Here is a 17,426-nt window from a genome sequence, read left to right as displayed (position 1 = left end):
TGCCGTAGTCTGAAAAGAGTTAAATATTCGCCTACTTAAAACTATACAAAGGGATTTACCATGTTAAAACCGTTTAGTGCATTACTTATATTGCTTGCGCCTAGTACTTTATTAGCGCAAACCATGTCGATTAAAACCACTGAAGGGTTAGTAACAACCGACTCGACAACGTTATTTGCTTTTAACAAAGAGCTTAAGCAGCTAGAACGCATTGATTTACTATCAGCACAAAACTCTCAGCTCGTTCTGCCTGACAATGCAATTGGTTTTGACGTGGCAACACTTGCTAATACAAGCGATAAGCAAGCGCTTGTGGTAGCTAGCGATGGCATTTACAAAGCGGATAAAGAAAAACCTTCACTTTTATTTGCATATACATCAGTAATAAACCAGTTAGAAGTAACAGAGTTTGAAAAAATAAACTTTATCATTGATGCCAACAAAGATGGCCTGAGTGATATTTTGCTCCCAGACTTAAACCAAACAACCCTTTATATTCAAACTAACAACGGCCAATTTACCCCTCATACTTTTGAAAAAAAGACGCAGTTTACTGGTGATTTTTCAAAAGATGGTCTCACCCTTGAAGTTGATATTAATAACCAACCTACAATTACAGATTTTAATCACGACGGCCTAAATGACTTAGTGTTTTTAAATAAAAAAGGCGCCGAAGTGCTTTACGCAAATACTAATGGTTACAACAAAGCCATGGCTGACGTTAATTTTAATATTGAGTTGGGCGAGCTTAGTAACGGTGAAAAACGCAAAATAAAGCAGCTTCTTGATATAAATAACGATGGCTATTTAGACTTTATTACCAAGCAATATAAGCCAGTGGAAGGTATGGATTCGCTCGATATTGACATAGCGCATAACCTTTATTTGGGTAATAAAACAGGGTTTAGTCAAACACCTATTAAATTGTTAAATACCAGCGGCCCTAGTCAGCTTGTATTTGAAACAGACTTTAATAACGATGGCTTAATAGACCTGCAAACAATGGACTTAGACATTGGCCTTGGCACTATTGCCTCTATGGCTATGGGCGGTGGTAAAACTGACGTAGATGTAGAAATGAATATTTATAAGCAACAAACCGATGGCTCATTTGCTAGTAAATCAAGTATAGAAATTGACCTTGAGATGGAAATAAATATGAGCAATGGCGATGCAACCCCACCCTTATACATAGGCGATATAAACGGGGATGACAAAACTGATGCGGTATATAAATACAGCAAAAAAACGCTCTATGTTTACTACGGCGAAGAGGACAATTTGCTTAACAAAAAGCGTAAAAAAATAAAATTAACCCTACCTAAAAAAAGTAAAGATATTTTGTTAGTTGACATTAACCAAGACGGTAAAAAAGACTTTGTATTTAAATTTACCGAAGAAGATGGCACCAGTAAAATTAAAACCCGCTTAAACTAACCACCTACACAAAAAGCCCAGTATTACTGGGCTTTTAATGTCAGCTTTTACACATACTTACGCTTTAATACTGAGTAACGAATCAGATTCAGACAAGCCAAACTTTTCTTGAACAGCCGATAGTATAGCGTCTTTATCTTCATCGTTTATTTGGCTTGAATACTGCTCGAGTAATTCATCAAGGTAACTTACTACATCTTCTGTATTAACTTGCTCTAGTGAATTTTGTGGCGGTGGAGGCGGTCTTTGCCCTTCAGGTCGGCCAGCATCACCAATACTTTTAGCATCAAATTCAAGCTCGCTCATTAATTCTGCCAGCTCTTTAGTGGGTGAAATACCCTGCTCTTCAAACGCAGCTTGAATGCTCTTTGCATCTTCAGAGGTTAAGTTTTCGGGATCAAATTGCGCTAGCGTTTCTTTTACAAAATCACTTTGTTCTGATGTTAGCGATACTGCTTGGCTTTTTTGCTGCGGCATAAAATTAGTAGCGTTATTGTTTATTGAATTGATCATGTTAGTTTCCTTTCAACGTTCACGACGAGGCGGTTTATGTTCACTTAATTCTTGCTCGCTGATTTCCCCATTACCGTCAGCATCAATTTCATCAAAAATAGTCTGTGCGTCACCGTGAGGTGGCTTTTTAGTATTAAATTCATCAAAACTAATTGCACCATTGCCATCGGTGTCGAGAGTTGAAAAGTCTGGCTTAGGCGGTTTGTTATTACTTCCTTTTGCAGCAATATTGGCCGAAAAAACAATGCTAAGTAATACAATCATTGCCGTTGATGTTAAATGCTTCATAGTAATAACCTTATATTTAGGGCGTGTTGATACCGTAAACTTACACCTTAAAAACGCAAAAAATGTGCAAATAATAAGGAAGTATTAAATAATTTAAAAAATTGATGTGTTCTAGGGCGTTCTGGTTGCTCAATTTACAATCAGCAGATAAGCTAACGCAAGCATGTGTAAATGCGCGTAATACTGCCCTTAATTCTCAAAGCTGATATACTGCTTGAGCATATAAAACAACTAATTACAGAGCACTTTCTTAAATAATGATTAATAACCAATTCCACTTAGCAGGCAAGCTGTGAAAACACCAAAACGCTTACAACCCCTTATCGATGACGGTTTAATTGACGAAGTACTTAGCCGACTAATGAGCGGTAAAGAAGCCGATGTATTTGTAGTTCGCTGTGGTGAACACATTCGGTGCGCAAAGGTTTATAAAGATGCTGTTAAACGCAGTTTTAAAAAAGCCGCACAATACCAAGAAGGTCGAAAAGTTCGCGGTGGTCGCCAAGCTCGCGCAATGGGAAAACGCTCAAGTTACGGGCGCCAGTTAGAAGAAGAAATTTGGCAAAATGCTGAAGTTGATGCTCTTTCTCGTTTAGCTAGAGCCGGTGTGCGTGTACCCGATACATATTTTTGTGTTGATGGTGTTTTACTTATGGAGCTTGTGTCTGACAGCGAAGGCGATGTTGCGCCGCAGCTAGGCCATGTAAGTATGAGTAAAGAGGAAGCTATAAAACAACATACACTGATGATGCATTACATTATGCTTATGCTGTGCGCGGGTATTATTCATGGAGACCTATCAGAGTTTAATGTGCTTGTTGACGATAAAGGCCCTGTGATTATTGATTTACCGCAAGCTGTAAATGCGTCTGCTAACAATAGCGCTGAAGCCATGTTTGCTCGTGACGTAAACAACATGCGTCGTTACTATAGTGAGTTTGCACCTGAGTTGTTAAATACCCAATACGCTAAAGAAATGTGGGCACTATTTGAAGAGGCAAAACTTACACCTAATTCTATACTCACCGGTGAATTTGAAGATGACAGCGAAGAAGCTGACGTTGATTCAGTACTAGACGAGATACAAGCTGCAGCCGATGAAGAGCAAGAGCGACTAGCGCGCATTAACTTTTCAGACGAAGAATAAAACGCCAACGTTTTTGTTAATCGCTTTGTTCCCTTATTGCGGGTGTACAAAGCGATAACCTACCCCATAAACAGATTGAATCACACTCTCTGTTTTAGTTAATTCATCCAGCTTTTTACGCAATTTTTTTATGTGGCTGTCAATCGTTCTATGACTCACAATACGCTGATCGGTGTACATGGTATCCATTAAGCTATCTCGTGAATAAATTCTACTCGGGTTATTAAACAAAGGTTTAAACAACTGAAACTCAAAGTTAGTTAGCTCGATGTCGTTATCTTGGTATTTTACTTTATAGGTGGTTTCATCTAATTGCATTACCGATGTTTGTACTGCTGAAACGTTGAGACGCCTTAAAATAGCTTTTACCCGCGCAACCAACTCTGCGTAACTAAACGGCTTACAAATATAATCATCTGCGCCTAACTCAAGCCCTAGCAAGCGATCTATCTCTTCTACTTTGGCCGATACCATAATAATAGGCACATTGGAAAAACGCCTAATCGCTTTACATAATTCGATTCCGCTTTGACCTGGTAACATTACGTCTAGCAAAATAAGGCTTGGCCTATTAATTTCAAGCCATGGAAGTACGTCATTCCCATGGTGTATTTGATGAGTATTAAAATGATGATTCATTAAAAAATCACTCATTAAATTAGACAACTTTTCTTCATCTTCAACTATTAAAATGTGTTCACTCATTGGCACCTCTATTCGTAACGTAAATTAAAACCACTTAATAAAGTAGGCAATTTAAAGATTAGGTTTAAACATTGTTAAATGGTTGGCAGGCGTATAATAATAGCTAAACCACCTAGGTCCGCTTTTTCTGCGACTATCTCACCGTTATGACCCTCAACTATATGTTTACAGATTGATAAACCAAGGCCTGAACCACCTTCTTGGCGGTTACGCGCACCATCAACTCGATACAGGTATTCAAACAAATGCGCTAAATGTGAAGACTCTACCCCAACTCCATTATCCTCAATACTCAGCTCAATAAATGACTGCCCTTTTTTACTTATGTTTTTAGCAGTTATTGAAATAGTCGTGCACTGAGCATAATGAACTGCATTCATTAAAATATTATCAAACAACTGCAGTAGCCGTGTTTTATCAGCCTCAACATTGGCGTATTGAGCACTATTTAATAGATAAAGTTTGATTGTATGCTGCTCAAATATAACCTGATATTTTTGCTCGATTGTATTTAACAGTATTGTTAAATCGGTTGGCTGCATGGTGTAGTGCATCCCCCCTAATTCGGCACTATTTAGCATATGTAAATCATCTATTAGGCGCTTTAAATGCATCGCCTCATCATTAGCTGAACTAATATTTTGGGTGTTAGGCTCACGTACGCCAAGTAACATTGCTTCAAGTTCACCCAGTAAAATACTCATTGGTGTTCTTAATTCGTGAGAAATATTAGCTAACCAGCGTTTACGTACTTGCTCATCTTTAGCTAGTGTAAAGGCCAGTGTATTAAAATCTTCACTCAATTGGCCTAATTCGTCTTTTCTATCAAGAGTCAGCTTAGTAGTGAAGTGACCTTGCGTAAGCTGATGCATCCCGGTTGCTATTTTTTTTACCGGGCTTACTAAATGCCGTGATAGTAAAAAAGTTAACAGCAACGTAAATAACGCAGCAGCTATAGCAATAAACCATAAGTAGTCTGTTTGCTGTTCTAAAAAATCAAGCTCGTAGCCATCAACCAGATTATCTCTTTTTGAAACAGCTAAATAACCAATGACTATATTTTTAACAGTAATTGGCGTATTGATATAGGTGAGTTCATCGAGATAACGCCCTCTTATCGGTTGCTTATTTTTATCAAGTAACGCGTAATGAGCAATATCGTTTGGTCTGGGAGGGCCTTTCATATCAAAGCGACCGCGTTCAGGTGGTGGTGGCCTCATTAACCGGCCTCTAGGACTTGGGCGCTCTGCAAATTCAGAAAATTGGCTGCTTTGTAACTCGGCTTCAACAAGGCGTCTAAAACTTTTATTGTCACGGATGACTTCGTCCCACGAGGCACTGCTTTCATATTGCTTTGCGAGCTTTGTAACAAGCGGCTCAAGTGCTTTTATTTCTTTTGCATTCACATAATCAATAACACCTTGGCCTATGCTCCATTGTATAAGCACCACCAGCCCCGCAATAATGCTAAAGGTAAAACTAAACAAAATTAAAAAAAGTTTATTGTGAATTTTCATGAGCAAGCGTTCACCTTAAAATTAAACCGCCACTTATAACTTGGCCATATTTAAATAAGCTTAACAACTAAACGTGCAAACAATGTGCACCTACTTAAAAAAATTGTACAAAAAAGGCGACCTAAGTCGCCTTTGTATTGTTTAGTTTTTTAAATGTTTATCAAAAAAATCTAAAAAAGCCTGCAGCGTTTTAACGCGATGTGCTTGATGCGATAAATAATGATCGCCATCGTCTAACTCAATATAAGTAACGTCTTTATTTTCATCGTCTAATTCATCTTCCATTTCCCGGCTATGGTAAACAGGCACTACACTATCATCGCTGCCATGAACTAATAATATAGGTCGGTTAATCTGCTTTGCATACGTTACAGGAGAGTTAGCTTCTAGCATATCGTCGTCTGTACCAAACTGCTTTCTGACTATTTCTTTATTGGTAAAGTAACGCGCTTTAAAAACAAGGTGTTCTAAATCACTTACGCCTGCAAAACTGGCAGCACATTTAAATGTTTCAGGGTGCTTAACAACCGCCATTAACGCTGCATAACCACCATAACTTGCGCCACCAATACAAATTTTTTCAGGTTGTGCAATACCTTGTTCAATAAGCCAATTGGCGCCATCTTGTAAATCGTCTTGCATGGCTAAACCAAAACCCTGAATAGATTGCATTAAAAACTCATAACCATATCCGCTTGAACCTCTAAAGTTTGGCTGTAATACAGCGTAACCATGATAAGCCAATAATGCAGTCCAATAATCAAAGTTAGCGTAATCTCGCGCCATTGGACCACCATGCGGAAATATTATAGTGGGTAATTTGTCGCCCTTTTTATACCCTACAGGCAACGTTAAATAACCTTCAATGGTTAATCCATCTCTCGCTTTGTAACTAATGCGTTCTTTACCGCCGTATACTGTTTCATCAATTTGCGGATAAGCATCGGCAATTGCGCTGACCTGGTTTTTTGTTCTATCTCCTAATAAATAACTACCTGACGACTTTGCTGAACTAACGTAAAGTATGTATTTTTGTTGATCTTTAGTGGTGCTTAAAATATCAATATCGTAGTCGTCTTTAGGAAGCGATACTCTTAAAGAGCGGTGAAGTTTATCTAAATCTGCATCCCAGTAGTTTACCCCGTCCTCTATGTGAGAATCAGTAAACCCTGCAACCTCACCTGTTTTGCTAGAATAAAAAATAGAACCATCAAAGTCGTATTTATCATTGCTGTAAATTAACTCGCGCTCTTTGGTAGTTAGGTTAAGTCTAAACAATGCATCTCGCCCGTTGTGCAACGCCGAGATATATAAAAGGTTAGGGTTTTTATCAAACCCTAATATAGAAATACTTTGCTCACTAAATACTTCGTAATCAAATAACGTGTCCCAGTCTCCGGTCTCAGCATTAAGTAATTCATAAGTAAATTGTGTTTCGTCCATTTTTTTAGCGATTCGCACATTACCTTGCCTATCGGCAAACCAATCTGTTACGTTATTGCGCTGTCTTTGTACTTTACTTTTGCGCAATGTATTAAGATCTAGCTCGTATACAGCAGGGTTATTTGGCACTGTAAAATCACCCTGTACCAAAATTTTATCTTCTTGTTCTGGTAGAAAGCTCACTATACGGTCTGCAAATTGTGGCTGACGCTCATCTCGAGAAGGGACAGCTCTAAACGCTAATTTAATCCCATCTTTATTTGTGAGATTGTACGAGTACAAAAGTGTAGATGTATATTTAGCCCCGCCAAATTGGTACTTAATAAACCTAGCACCCAGCAAAATAACGTTATCATTAGCCCAGCTATACCAATCAAAAAATACAGTGCGGTTGTCTGCATTTAAAATTGCTTTTGTATCTCCTGTTTTGAGATTTTTAACCATTAACACTAAGGTGCCTTTGTGGTTTCGAACAAAGGAAAGGTTCTCACCATTGGGAGATAGTTTAATTTGGCTAAAGTCTTTTAAGCCCGCAAAGGCTTCTATCGGCAATTTTTTATCTTGTTCGGCGAGAGTATTAAAGCTAATAAGCGTGATCAATGCAGCAGCAATAAGTTTACGCATCAAAAGTCCTTTTATTTTTATGTTTTTAAATCAGGTCCGTATTCTATAACTGAGGACGCTTAAGAACAAATTTATCTTTTGTCGTACTAAAGTAATCGCCACCCATTTTCCCTACAGCCTCTAATCGAGCAGGATCAATATAACCGTTTACTAATATTGCATCATCAACGCATATACCAACTATATCCAATAACATCATTTTTCCGCCACCGGTTTTTTCTGAAACCGTAATTACCTCACGCAAGGTACATTCATAGCGTACTTTAGAAGCCTCGACACTTGGCGGGCTCACTAATGTACTTGGCGCCTGTTGTATATTTACTTCATCAAACTCGCTTACGTTATTGGGGTAATTGGCACAGCTTTGGTTCATTTGTTTAACTAAGTTATGGCTAACAATATTGACCACACACTCTTTAGTCGCCAGTAAATTAGTTAACGTGTCTTTGTTAGCGTGATCACGCGGATTTACCTGAGTAACACTTAATACAGGAGGATTACAGCTTGCTACGGTAAAAAATGAGTACGGAGCAATGTTCGCAATCCCTTTTTCGCTTAACGTGCTGATCCATGCAATGGGGCGCGGGCTTATACCGCCCACTAAATATGAATATACATTGTGATCAGCATTGCTAGTTAAATCTAAAAACATGTTTTTCCTTTTTATTATTAAAACTAAATCGCAATTTAAAACCTTTACGTACTAACAACTTTAACTTTTTTATTTTAGTGCGTTTTTTGTAGCAAACAGTACCCGTTAATAAAAATACAAACGCAATAAAACACCAAATAACGTGAACATCAATATACTAATTTAAGCTAAGAGTCGTAAATTAAATGCGTGAAAAAATAAATATAGTGTGGTTTAAACGCGATTTACGCTTAAGCGATCATCAGCCATTAAAAAGTGCGTTTGACACTGGCCTACCTACCTTACTAATTTACAACTTTGAACCACTTCTGCTGGAGGATGCTCATTATAATGAACGACACTGGCGCTTTGTGTATCAGTCTATTGTTGATTTAAACTCTCAATTAGCGCGCTTTAATGCAAAGGTGTATATATTTAAAGAGAACATGCAGACTCTGCTTCAAAAGCTTAATGAGCAGTTTGAAATATCAAATATTTTTAGCCACCAAGAAATAGGGCTAAATAATACCTTTGAACGCGATTTAGCAATTAAAGCTTGGTGCCACCATAACCATATTAACTGGCAAGAATCGCCAACAGGCGCTGTTATTCGTGGTAAAAAAAACCGTGACAATTGGAACGAACGCTGGCAAAAAACAATGCAGGCTCCGCTTGCTATACCCAATTGGAAGAATGTTAATACCGTCAAACTTAAAAATTATAACAATCCAGAATTACCTGAAACTTACACTCAAGATGATGACAATTTTCAGCAGGGCGGCCCGCTTCATGCAAGAGAAGTTATGCAAAGTTTTTTTACCCAGCGCGGTAAAGGCTATCAAAAAGGAATATCTAGCCCTAGCTTAAGCCGCACCCATTGCTCTAGACTATCGCCATATTTAGCATGGGGAAATATAAGCCTTAGGCAAGTTTATCAAACTGCGATAGACGCTTATCATTCAAACCATCCCGATAAAAAAGGTTGGAAGCGCCCGCTTGCTGCTTTTGTATCTCGTTTGCATTGGCATTGCCACTTTATGCAAAAATTTGAAAGCGAATGCACTATGGAGTTTAAAGCACTAAACCCGGGCTATCATTCATTTCCGTATCGTACCGATAAACATGTAAAGCATGATATTGAGCGTTGGGCGCAGGGGCAAACAGGCGTGCCTATAATAGATGCATGCATGCGCTGTTTAAAGGCCACCGGTTATATTAACTTTAGAATGCGCGCTATGTTGGTGAGCTTTGTAACACACCATTTAAACATAAGCTGGCAGCAAGCAAGCTTTCCATTAGCTAATTATTTTTTAGACTTTGAACCGGGTATTCATTATCCGCAAATTCAAATGCAGGCATCGGTTACGGGTATTAATACCATTCGCCATTACAACCCGATAAAGCAATCTGAAGATCAGGACCCAACCGGCGCCTTTATAAAAAAGTGGTGCCCTGAACTTGAAAAGCTCCCTATTGAATACTTACACGAACCGTGGGAGCAAACACCAATGGAAGCGCTTTTTAACGATTTTAAACTGGGTGAAGATTACCCCGAGCCTATGCTTGATTTAACACTCGCCTCAAAAGACGCCCGCGAGCGATTATGGCAATACCGAGATCGTCCTGAAGTTAAACGTGCCATAGGGAAAATACTTAGAAAGCATGTTGCAATCACACCAAACACAAGCAAAGTAAAAAATAAAAACACCGCTAAAAATAACACTCAGGTTAAGTAACTATGGCGCATAAAAAACTAAACCTACCGCAAAAAATTTGCCCTATCTGTAATAAACCGTTTGCGTGGCGTAAAAAATGGCAACGAGATTGGGACAATGTCATTTATTGCTCAGAGCGGTGTAAACGAAATAAAAAGTGATTGCAATTTACTGGCGTCTATTTTGCAACATCATCTGAAATTAATGTTTTTTCGGTTTTATTTAAGCTTTTTGTAAATAACGCTTACCTAATCTGAAAAACTTACATTTAAACAAGGAGAAGATGATGACGATTAAAAAAACGGCAAACTCAACCTGGTCTGGCGATATTAAAACAGGCAAAGGCAGTATTTCAACGCAAAGTGGTGCACTTGATAAACAGCCGTACGGCTTTAATACCCGTTTTGAAGATGAGCCAGGCTCAAACCCTGAGGAGCTAGTAGGTGCCGCACACAGTGCCTGTTTTAGCATGGCGCTGTCGCTTGCATTAGGTGATGCTGGTTTTACAGCCGATAAAATTGATACCAAAGCAACGGTAAGCCTTGATGAAGTAGACGATGGCTTTGCAGTGACGCATATAGCACTTGAAGTAAAAGCACGTATTAGTGACATAGCTAATGAGCAGTTTCAGGCCTTATGTGAGCAAACTAAAAAAGGCTGCCCTATCTCAAAGCTGCTTAATACCGAAATTTCACTTAAAGCAACACTCGATAGCGCCTCATAACCAAACCATAGTTATTTTCAATAATATGCAACTTAAGCCAAGTAAGTTTTTTACTTGGCTTTGCATTCATTAGCCAACCCTTTTTGAGTTGTTTAAATCTAATAAATCGTTAAGTAGTGCAATCCCCATACCCAACGCAGGCCAAACTACCCATAAATAATTTGGCGAGGTAATTAAATTAATGACTGTTAACAATGCTAATACAGCTAAATAACGCTTTAGATTTTCAAAAAATGTTGATGTATTCATATTTACTCTCCTCTTTATGTATAGGGTTATTTTTAAGCATAAACAAAACAAATACAGCTGTTAAAAGTCACTCAATATTATGACAAGTGTCATTAATTAGGGCTTACTTATTAGTTACTTCTTACTACTTAAAATATAAAAACTCATACTTTAACTTGTTTGTGTTAAGATCGAACTTAAACTAACCTTAAATGCTTATATTAAAAAGGCCGAACTAAATGAATGAAAAATCAACAAATTGCATAAAAGTTACCTGCAGTAACTGTGAAGATGCAAACGCACTTGAGTTTGATTTTTCAATGGCGTTTCAACCGATCATAAATTGCCAAAGCAACAATATTTTTGGCTACGAGGCATTAGTGAGGGGACTAAACGGCGAATCTGCTTATTCTATTATTTCTAAGGTAAACGAAAGTAACCGCTATGCGTTTGACCAGCTTTGCCGTATTAAAGCAATTGAACTTGCTGCCAAACTAGGCATTACCTCAATGCTAAGCATTAACTTTTTACCCAACGCTATTTATAAGCCTGAGCGCTGCATACGTACTACATTAGAGGCGGCTAAAAAGTATAATTTTCCTATTCAAAACATCATGTTTGAATTTACCGAGGTAGAAAAAGTAGAAGATACTGCACATATAAAGCGTGTAGTTGATTATTATCAATCATTAGGCTTTAAAACCGCCACAGACGACTTTGGTGCAGGTTACTCTGGCTTAAATCTACTTGCTGACTTTCAAACAGATATCATTAAGCTAGATATGGCACTTATACGAGATATAAACAGCGATAAAAAACGCCAGTTAATAGTAACCCATTGCTTAAATATGTTTAAAGATTTAAATATTACTGCACTGGCTGAAGGTATAGAAACAGTAGAAGAATACGTGTGGCTTAAACACGCGGGGGTTGAGCTCATGCAGGGGTATTTATTTGCAAAGCCTGGCTTTGAGTGCTTACCCAATGTGAACCTTGATTTGTAAAGTAGAGAATAATCGCACACCTTAAATTTATACAAAGCTTGATCAATGCCGCTCATTGTAAAACGGCATTAATCTGTTAAGTCTAACCTACTGCTTACCTGACCATGCCTGCACTAATTGGGTTAATTGCTGTTTTATATCATTATTAGCAATTGCCTGACTTAGGGTTTCAGTTAACACTTTAATTTCGTCCTGATTAGTATTTTGTGCAATAACCTCACCTAACTGCTGCCCAAACATCGTAATTGTTTGATTAACATTATTAGCATTGAGTGTTTTATTGAGTTCGCTTAAATGAGAATGTGCGCTACTTTTCTCAATGACACTAACTAGCTCTGCAACACTGCTTTTATCTGGCGCTTGGTGTAATAAGCTTTGAAGTGTTTCATTAAGTACATTAAAGCCCTGAGAGCTATCTAAATTGGCCAAACCTTCGCCAACCGTGCCAATTGATGCATTGTAATCATAACTTAAGTTACTTTTACTAAGCTTACTTGCAATGCCCTCTAACGCCTCATGCAAATATCCCATTTGCTCAACCGCCATCATTACCGGGCTACCTGCACCATCAAGTTTATTTAACCTAACAAAGTCACCTTTAATTTGCTCATAGCGCGCTTGTTCTTGCGCTGTAGCGGTACCACGCAGTTCACCTAACTTAAGTAGATTCTCTTCAGAGCCTTTACTGAGTGTTTGAGCCTCACCTCGGTAATGATCGCAAATTAAATTCTCGAGCTCTTCGTCATTCATAGCTGCTACAACTTTTTCAGCCATTTTATTCATATTACGGTAGCTACCTTGTAGCTTGAACGGCGGCTCTGTACGGTAGTTGTTATCTTGCGCAGCTGAAGCAATATATTGCGCATTTACTTTTAATACGGTGTCTCTAATAGTGATCAGTTTATTAATTACCGCTTTAATTTCGTTTGCCTCAGCTTGTGAATAACCATACTCAAGCTCGTTAAGTGGTATATCTTCACCTTGGCAAATACGCACAAATTTGTATAAATCGTCCATATTTCTGTTTGCCAGCGGTGCAAGCACGGAGTTAGATGTAAGGGCGTTTTCTATAAAGCTCATTGCAAACTCTTGCTCGCACCCTGCTAACGTATCACCTAAGTTATAAATATCGGCCCTGTTAGCAAGCATATCCGGTATTTTAAAGCTCTCACCCGATTCGGTATAGGGGTTACCCGCCATAACCACAGCAAACTTTTTACCGCGTAAATCATACGTTTTACTTTTGCCATTCCACACGCCATCAATTCGGCGCGAGCCATCACATAGCGAAATAAACTTTTGTAAAAATTCAGGGTTTGTATGCTGAATATCATCTAAATAAAGCATTACGTTATTGCCCATTTCAAAGCTTTGATTGATTTTAGCAATCTCTTTTTCGGCAGTTGCGTTAATGGCTTGAGATGGGTCAAGTGATACTTGGTCGTGCCCTATTGACGGGCAATTTACTTTTACAAATGTTAAGCCTAGGCGGTTAGCCACGTATTCAACTAACGTGGTTTTACCATAACCAGGCGGCGATATAAGTAATAGCATCCCCATTAAATCGGTGCGTTTGTTTTTACCCGCTGAGCCAATTTGTTTTGCTAAGTTATCGCCAATAATTGGAAAGTACACTTTATTAATAAGCTGGTTTCGCACAAATGAACTCAAAGGCCGCGCTTTAAATTCATCTAATTGTAAGCGCTCTTTTTGTTTAGCTAAAATTTCACTACGTAGAGAATGGTATTGCTCAAAAGCAGGGACTTGTTCAGTAATATACTCTCGCGTGCGTGCATAAAACGACGCATAATCAACTTGAAGTGTTTGCTCACTTATTTGCTTATGCTGCCCCATTAATCCACTAACAGTGTAATCGGCATTTACATCTAAAACGCTGTATTTGAAAGAAGTAGAGGCTGTTAAATGAAGGTAATTCGCAGCTTCAGCTTGAACTTCAGCGCTAATATTGCTGTGTTGTAAACAATAGGCATTTAGCCAACTTAAATAAAGTAGACCGCGCTCATCTGTGCTATTAAGTGTGGTATTAGCTTGGGTTAGCTCTTTGCTAAACCCCTTACTATTTGCATCACTATTAAACTGCTCGGCGAGGTTTTTAGCTTGCTGAGATACTATAAACAGAGGTTCATCTGCACTTTTTTGCTGCGCTAATTGCTTAATTAAATATGCTGCGCTGAGTTCACTTGATAAATTACTAAAGTGCACAAGCATACGAGGTATCGTATTTAAAAACTCGCTGATATATTCACTCAGTTGAGATGTTAAAGCGCTAATAAAGTTAATTGCGCCAAAGTGCGTTTCCATCAACAATGCATTTTTTGCTTGGTGATAAAAAGTAGCCAACTGTTCTGCTGACAATTGTGCGCTGTAAAGCTGCGCTACTACCCTACAACTCACTGGGTAAATGAGTAAATCAAGGGTGCTTTTTTGATTAAGTAAAGACTCTATTATTGCGCTTGCGTCATGATCGTGAATGCCCTTTTCGTAACCTTCTTGGTAACGGGGCTCTGCAAATTTTTGCACTACATTTAAAAGCGTACCGTTGTCTTTAGCTTGCTGTAATTGTGTAAATGTAAGTGTATGCTCACTATTTTCGCAGGCTAATAAAATTTGCGCAGCTAAATATTCACCACGATAAATAGTGCTGTTTTCAGACACGAGCGCTTGCTGCCACAAGTGACGGCTTTGCGCTAATGTTTCAACACTTTTTGCGTCGGTAATCGGCTCAAAGTAATCGGTCCCTGTTAAATGCAGCATTAGCTGCTCATCGCGAGGCAGTAATGTCAAATCAAGTAATTGCTTATTAACACTAAATGCGTGCTTACCTATACTTACCGTATTACCGCCATCGGTAAATATATCTTGTTTGTCACGTAATGAGCGAATGCCCTGATCTTTACTTGCTTTTAGTTTTGACTGAATATCATCGGCACGTATTTCGTCGCCAATATCTTTTAACTCTTGCGTAAGTGCACGCAACTTACTGATCATCGGATCAGCTGCAAAGTAGGTGTTTAACGCATCTAACTCAGTGAAACTTTGCGATCGTCGATTAACACCCTGTAAAATACGCTCTGCGGCATTCGCTAAATTAAGTGCACGGCGCTGACGCGCGTCTATTAAACTTTGCTTATGCGCTTCAAAGCTTTCGTAAACGTCGTCTCGCTTGGCTATTATTTCACTAAGGTATTCATCAAAATCGCTAAATAGCGACTCGAGCTCTTCTAGCTGTATTAGCAAACGCGATAATTGATCGTCACACGCCTCAGGGGTTTTTGCATTATTTAATGCATTAGTAATACTTTGTGAAAATAGTTTAAAACGAGCGGCAAACTCAGCTTTAGCCTCAACACTACCTAAGCTTTTTTGACGTATTTCTATACCTGCTTTTGCCCTATTAACTAACGCATATACACCGCTAATATCTTCTAAAATTTGAGTGCGAATACGGCTATCGTCTATGTCTAAATCAAGCATTGTGTGGTTAAGTAAATCAAGTTCCACACTTTGTTTATCAAGCTCGGCAACATAGGTTTTGAGTTCGGTTACGCTTTCACTCTTAGCACTTAACTCTTCGAGCTCTTTTAACTTTTTATGATACGGCTCAAGTGCTGTTGATTGCTGTAAAAAAGCAGCAGTAGCTTGGCTTACACCGCTCAAATGCTCATCTACATCAGCTTGTAACTGGTTAAGTGCATCGGTGTCTATGTACTTAATATCTTCAAGGCTGATTATTTGCCCTTTCAGTACTTTTAACGCGTCTATTGCCGTAACAAATTCAGACACTGCTTTAAAGCTATCGGGGCGAACCTCTCGTGTTACTTCTGTGTACTGTTTAGTTATATCTGCAAGTGCTTGCTTAGCTTTGTTCTGTATTTCAGTTACTTTTTCAAACTCATCAAGTACTTGTTCTGCTGTCTCAAAAATACTGTGCAAGCTTTGCGCTATGTCAGCAAACTCATTTTCATTAAGCCAATGATAGCGATCAAATATATTTCGACTTAGCGATATCATATCTTCGTAGTGAAACAAACTTGGGCTTTGCTCGTTAATCGCTTTGCATACACTATATAAATCTGAAATACCGCGTACTAAATCGGGGTTACCAATTTTTCCAAAAAAACTCGTTAAAGCAGGTGCATTGGCGGCAAACTCAGCTGATACAAATGGGCTTTGCCATATTTGGATCGGGTGTACGCGTTCAGCTTGTTCGTTATCGGCTTTGAAGGTTAACGCTATGCCATCGTTGTAAATACCATAACCGTGACAGTAGATTGGGTTTTGTAAGTTTTTATCAATAATATTGTAAGCAAATAAAGCATAGCGTCCTTCGCTTGGCTCATAAAATACATACAATACATCTTCGCCATTGGGCGATTTAACTTGGCGATGAAATTCTAAATCATCAATTTGTTCTTCAAATGAGCGAGCCTGTCCCGACTGCAAATAGTAACCACCGGGGAAAATAATACCATGGTCTTCAGGCAGCGTAACACATGCGCTACCAATGGCATCTTGACGCGTAACCTGCAAAGTGCGGCTGTTAAAAATAAAATAGCGCCACTGCTTTTCTCGGTATGGCAAAATTTTAAGTAAAATCAAGTCACCCACTTGCGCGTATTCAACCTCGCTATCAGCAAGCGATTGGTTTTTATCTTCAACAGGTTCTTGATGAATGCCTTCGCCGGTTTCGGTGCTGTTTTCTATTTTTATGGTGAGTGTGCCACCAATGGTTTCAACAAATACGGTATCAGCAATATTTATATGACCGTGACGCCCTTCAACATGGTCACTGCGGTCTGTTTGTTGCCATTCAAAATCATAATCGTGTGCATGCTTTATATCGCGTTCACCGCGATTATCAATATAATGAATAGTGTTATCTGGGTGTATCTCCCATCTAAACACTCGCACGTCAGAGAGCTTTTCACCAATCTGAAACAGCGCAAATAACTTACCGTTTTGCTGATATAGGTGCTGCAGCTTAGTTTGCTTGTAGTAAGTATAAAGCTCTTCAAAATCGCGAATAAAGCGAGTATCGTTTAAAAATAAGGTTTTTTCTGGGTAGGGTTCAATCTCAAAGTGGTCCTCTTGCTGAACCAATTTGTGCACACTAAATACATCATCAATTGAGGTTTCTTTTTTCAGACCCAAAAACACGTTGTAAGCAAAAATAACCTTGTCGCCTACAATCACAATATCGCGAGGCGTACAGTTTTGCTCGGTTCGCGCACGCACGCGCCCTTTAACTTGAAGCTCTGTACTACCAAACTCGCTAATACGCTGCGAATTAACGTTATCTGTTTGCGTTTTGAGTGTTGCGCCAAAATTATTTAAGCGACGCTTGATTAAATCGTACGATCCCTGCTCTAAAGCATGTTGTGTTGAGTCCGTCATTAAACCTTTCCTGCAGTATTACTTTTGTATGTGTG

14 protein-coding genes are annotated in these 17,426 nt (G+C 38.7%); 6 read left to right on the top strand and 8 right to left on the bottom strand.

What is annotated here, in order from left to right; genetic code table 11:
• Positions 1-60: 60 nt before the first annotated feature.
• The gene (locus AC27JL_RS14000; protein ID WP_487195870.1) at positions 61-1,437 is read left to right on the top strand and encodes an FG-GAP repeat domain-containing protein; all 1,377 of its coding nucleotides are present in this window, start codon (positions 61-63) and stop codon (positions 1,435-1,437) included.
• Between the two features lie 57 nt (positions 1,438-1,494).
• Here the strand turns inward: AC27JL_RS14000 and AC27JL_RS13995 are convergent, their stop codons facing one another.
• Positions 1,495-1,950, bottom strand: a complete 456-nt coding sequence (locus AC27JL_RS13995; protein WP_008132298.1) for a hypothetical protein — start codon at positions 1,948-1,950, stop codon at positions 1,495-1,497.
• A gap of 12 nt (positions 1,951-1,962) precedes the next feature.
• Positions 1,963-2,238 (bottom strand): EF-hand domain-containing protein, encoded by a 276-nt coding sequence (locus AC27JL_RS13990; protein WP_008132299.1) that lies wholly within the window; start codon positions 2,236-2,238, stop codon positions 1,963-1,965.
• 292 nt (positions 2,239-2,530) lie between these two features.
• On the opposite strand from AC27JL_RS13990, the gene AC27JL_RS13985 reads away from it, so the two are divergent.
• Complete coding sequence (locus tag AC27JL_RS13985) at positions 2,531-3,385, top strand: PA4780 family RIO1-like protein kinase (RefSeq protein WP_008132303.1); 855 nt, start codon at positions 2,531-2,533, stop codon at positions 3,383-3,385.
• A 33-nt stretch (positions 3,386-3,418) separates the two neighbouring features.
• Here AC27JL_RS13985 and AC27JL_RS13980 read toward each other — a convergent pair whose 3' ends face one another.
• The 4 genes from AC27JL_RS13980 to AC27JL_RS13965 form a co-directional block, all read right to left on the bottom strand.
• Positions 3,419-4,090 (bottom strand): response regulator, encoded by a 672-nt coding sequence (locus tag AC27JL_RS13980; protein ID WP_006791444.1) that lies wholly within the window; start codon positions 4,088-4,090, stop codon positions 3,419-3,421.
• A gap of 74 nt (positions 4,091-4,164) precedes the next feature.
• A complete protein-coding gene (locus AC27JL_RS13975) occupies positions 4,165-5,607 on the bottom strand; it encodes an ATP-binding protein (RefSeq protein ID WP_487195869.1) in 1,443 nt (480 codons plus the stop codon).
• Positions 5,608-5,748: 141 nt separating this feature from the next.
• The gene (locus tag AC27JL_RS13970) at positions 5,749-7,674 is read right to left on the bottom strand and encodes an alpha/beta hydrolase family protein (RefSeq protein WP_487195868.1); all 1,926 of its coding nucleotides are present in this window, start codon (positions 7,672-7,674) and stop codon (positions 5,749-5,751) included.
• Positions 7,675-7,717: 43 nt separating this feature from the next.
• Positions 7,718-8,326, bottom strand: a complete 609-nt coding sequence (locus AC27JL_RS13965; RefSeq protein WP_487195867.1) for a flavin reductase family protein — start codon at positions 8,324-8,326, stop codon at positions 7,718-7,720.
• A gap of 185 nt (positions 8,327-8,511) precedes the next feature.
• Between AC27JL_RS13965 and AC27JL_RS13960 the strand changes: the two genes are divergently transcribed.
• The 3 genes from AC27JL_RS13960 to AC27JL_RS13950 all read left to right on the top strand — a co-directional run bounded on the left by AC27JL_RS13960 (position 8,512) and on the right by AC27JL_RS13950 (position 10,744).
• On the top strand, positions 8,512-10,041 hold the full coding sequence (locus AC27JL_RS13960) for a cryptochrome/deoxyribodipyrimidine photo-lyase family protein (protein ID WP_487195866.1): 1,530 nt from the start codon (positions 8,512-8,514) through the stop codon (positions 10,039-10,041).
• Between the two features lie 2 nt (positions 10,042-10,043).
• Complete coding sequence (locus AC27JL_RS13955) at positions 10,044-10,181, top strand: DUF2256 domain-containing protein (protein WP_006791449.1); 138 nt, start codon at positions 10,044-10,046, stop codon at positions 10,179-10,181.
• Positions 10,182-10,306: 125 nt separating this feature from the next.
• On the top strand, positions 10,307-10,744 hold the full coding sequence (locus AC27JL_RS13950; protein WP_243533716.1) for an OsmC family protein: 438 nt from the start codon (positions 10,307-10,309) through the stop codon (positions 10,742-10,744).
• 69 nt (positions 10,745-10,813) lie between these two features.
• Here the strand turns inward: AC27JL_RS13950 and AC27JL_RS13945 are convergent, their stop codons facing one another.
• Positions 10,814-10,993, bottom strand: coding sequence for a 2TM domain-containing protein (locus AC27JL_RS13945; protein ID WP_487195865.1), 180 nt, complete (start codon positions 10,991-10,993; stop codon positions 10,814-10,816).
• A gap of 218 nt (positions 10,994-11,211) precedes the next feature.
• Between AC27JL_RS13945 and AC27JL_RS13940 the strand changes: the two genes are divergently transcribed.
• Positions 11,212-11,976, top strand: a complete 765-nt coding sequence (locus AC27JL_RS13940; protein WP_487195864.1) for an EAL domain-containing protein — start codon at positions 11,212-11,214, stop codon at positions 11,974-11,976.
• An 87-nt stretch (positions 11,977-12,063) separates the two neighbouring features.
• Here AC27JL_RS13940 and AC27JL_RS13935 read toward each other — a convergent pair whose 3' ends face one another.
• Positions 12,064-17,391, bottom strand: a complete 5,328-nt coding sequence (locus AC27JL_RS13935) for a DNA repair ATPase (protein WP_487195863.1) — start codon at positions 17,389-17,391, stop codon at positions 12,064-12,066.
• Between the last annotated feature and the right edge of the window lie 35 nt (positions 17,392-17,426).

It is taken from the genome of Pseudoalteromonas sp. 4NS20-0020, from assembly GCF_057554385.1.
The sequence above is the reverse complement of the archived record's forward strand: the minus strand, read 5'-3'. Positions and strand labels throughout refer to the sequence as shown.

Coding starts and splice junctions, on each gene's coding strand:
- AC27JL_RS13960 (WP_487195866.1), top strand. CDS start 8,512: ATGCGTGAAAAAATAAATATAGTGTGGTTTAAACGCGATTTACGCTTA.
- AC27JL_RS13945 (WP_487195865.1), bottom strand. CDS start 10,993: ATGAATACATCAACATTTTTTGAAAATCTAAAGCGTTATTTAGCTGTA.
- AC27JL_RS13935 (WP_487195863.1), bottom strand. CDS start 17,391: ATGACGGACTCAACACAACATGCTTTAGAGCAGGGATCGTACGATTTA.
- AC27JL_RS13980 (WP_006791444.1), bottom strand. CDS start 4,090: ATGAGTGAACACATTTTAATAGTTGAAGATGAAGAAAAGTTGTCTAAT.
- AC27JL_RS13975 (WP_487195869.1), bottom strand. CDS start 5,607: ATGAAAATTCACAATAAACTTTTTTTAATTTTGTTTAGTTTTACCTTT.
- AC27JL_RS13990 (WP_008132299.1), bottom strand. CDS start 2,238: ATGAAGCATTTAACATCAACGGCAATGATTGTATTACTTAGCATTGTT.
- AC27JL_RS13950 (WP_243533716.1), top strand. CDS start 10,307: ATGACGATTAAAAAAACGGCAAACTCAACCTGGTCTGGCGATATTAAA.
- AC27JL_RS13995 (WP_008132298.1), bottom strand. CDS start 1,950: ATGATCAATTCAATAAACAATAACGCTACTAATTTTATGCCGCAGCAA.
- AC27JL_RS14000 (WP_487195870.1), top strand. CDS start 61: ATGTTAAAACCGTTTAGTGCATTACTTATATTGCTTGCGCCTAGTACT.
- AC27JL_RS13965 (WP_487195867.1), bottom strand. CDS start 8,326: ATGTTTTTAGATTTAACTAGCAATGCTGATCACAATGTATATTCATAT.
- AC27JL_RS13970 (WP_487195868.1), bottom strand. CDS start 7,674: ATGCGTAAACTTATTGCTGCTGCATTGATCACGCTTATTAGCTTTAAT.
- AC27JL_RS13955 (WP_006791449.1), top strand. CDS start 10,044: ATGGCGCATAAAAAACTAAACCTACCGCAAAAAATTTGCCCTATCTGT.
- AC27JL_RS13940 (WP_487195864.1), top strand. CDS start 11,212: ATGAATGAAAAATCAACAAATTGCATAAAAGTTACCTGCAGTAACTGT.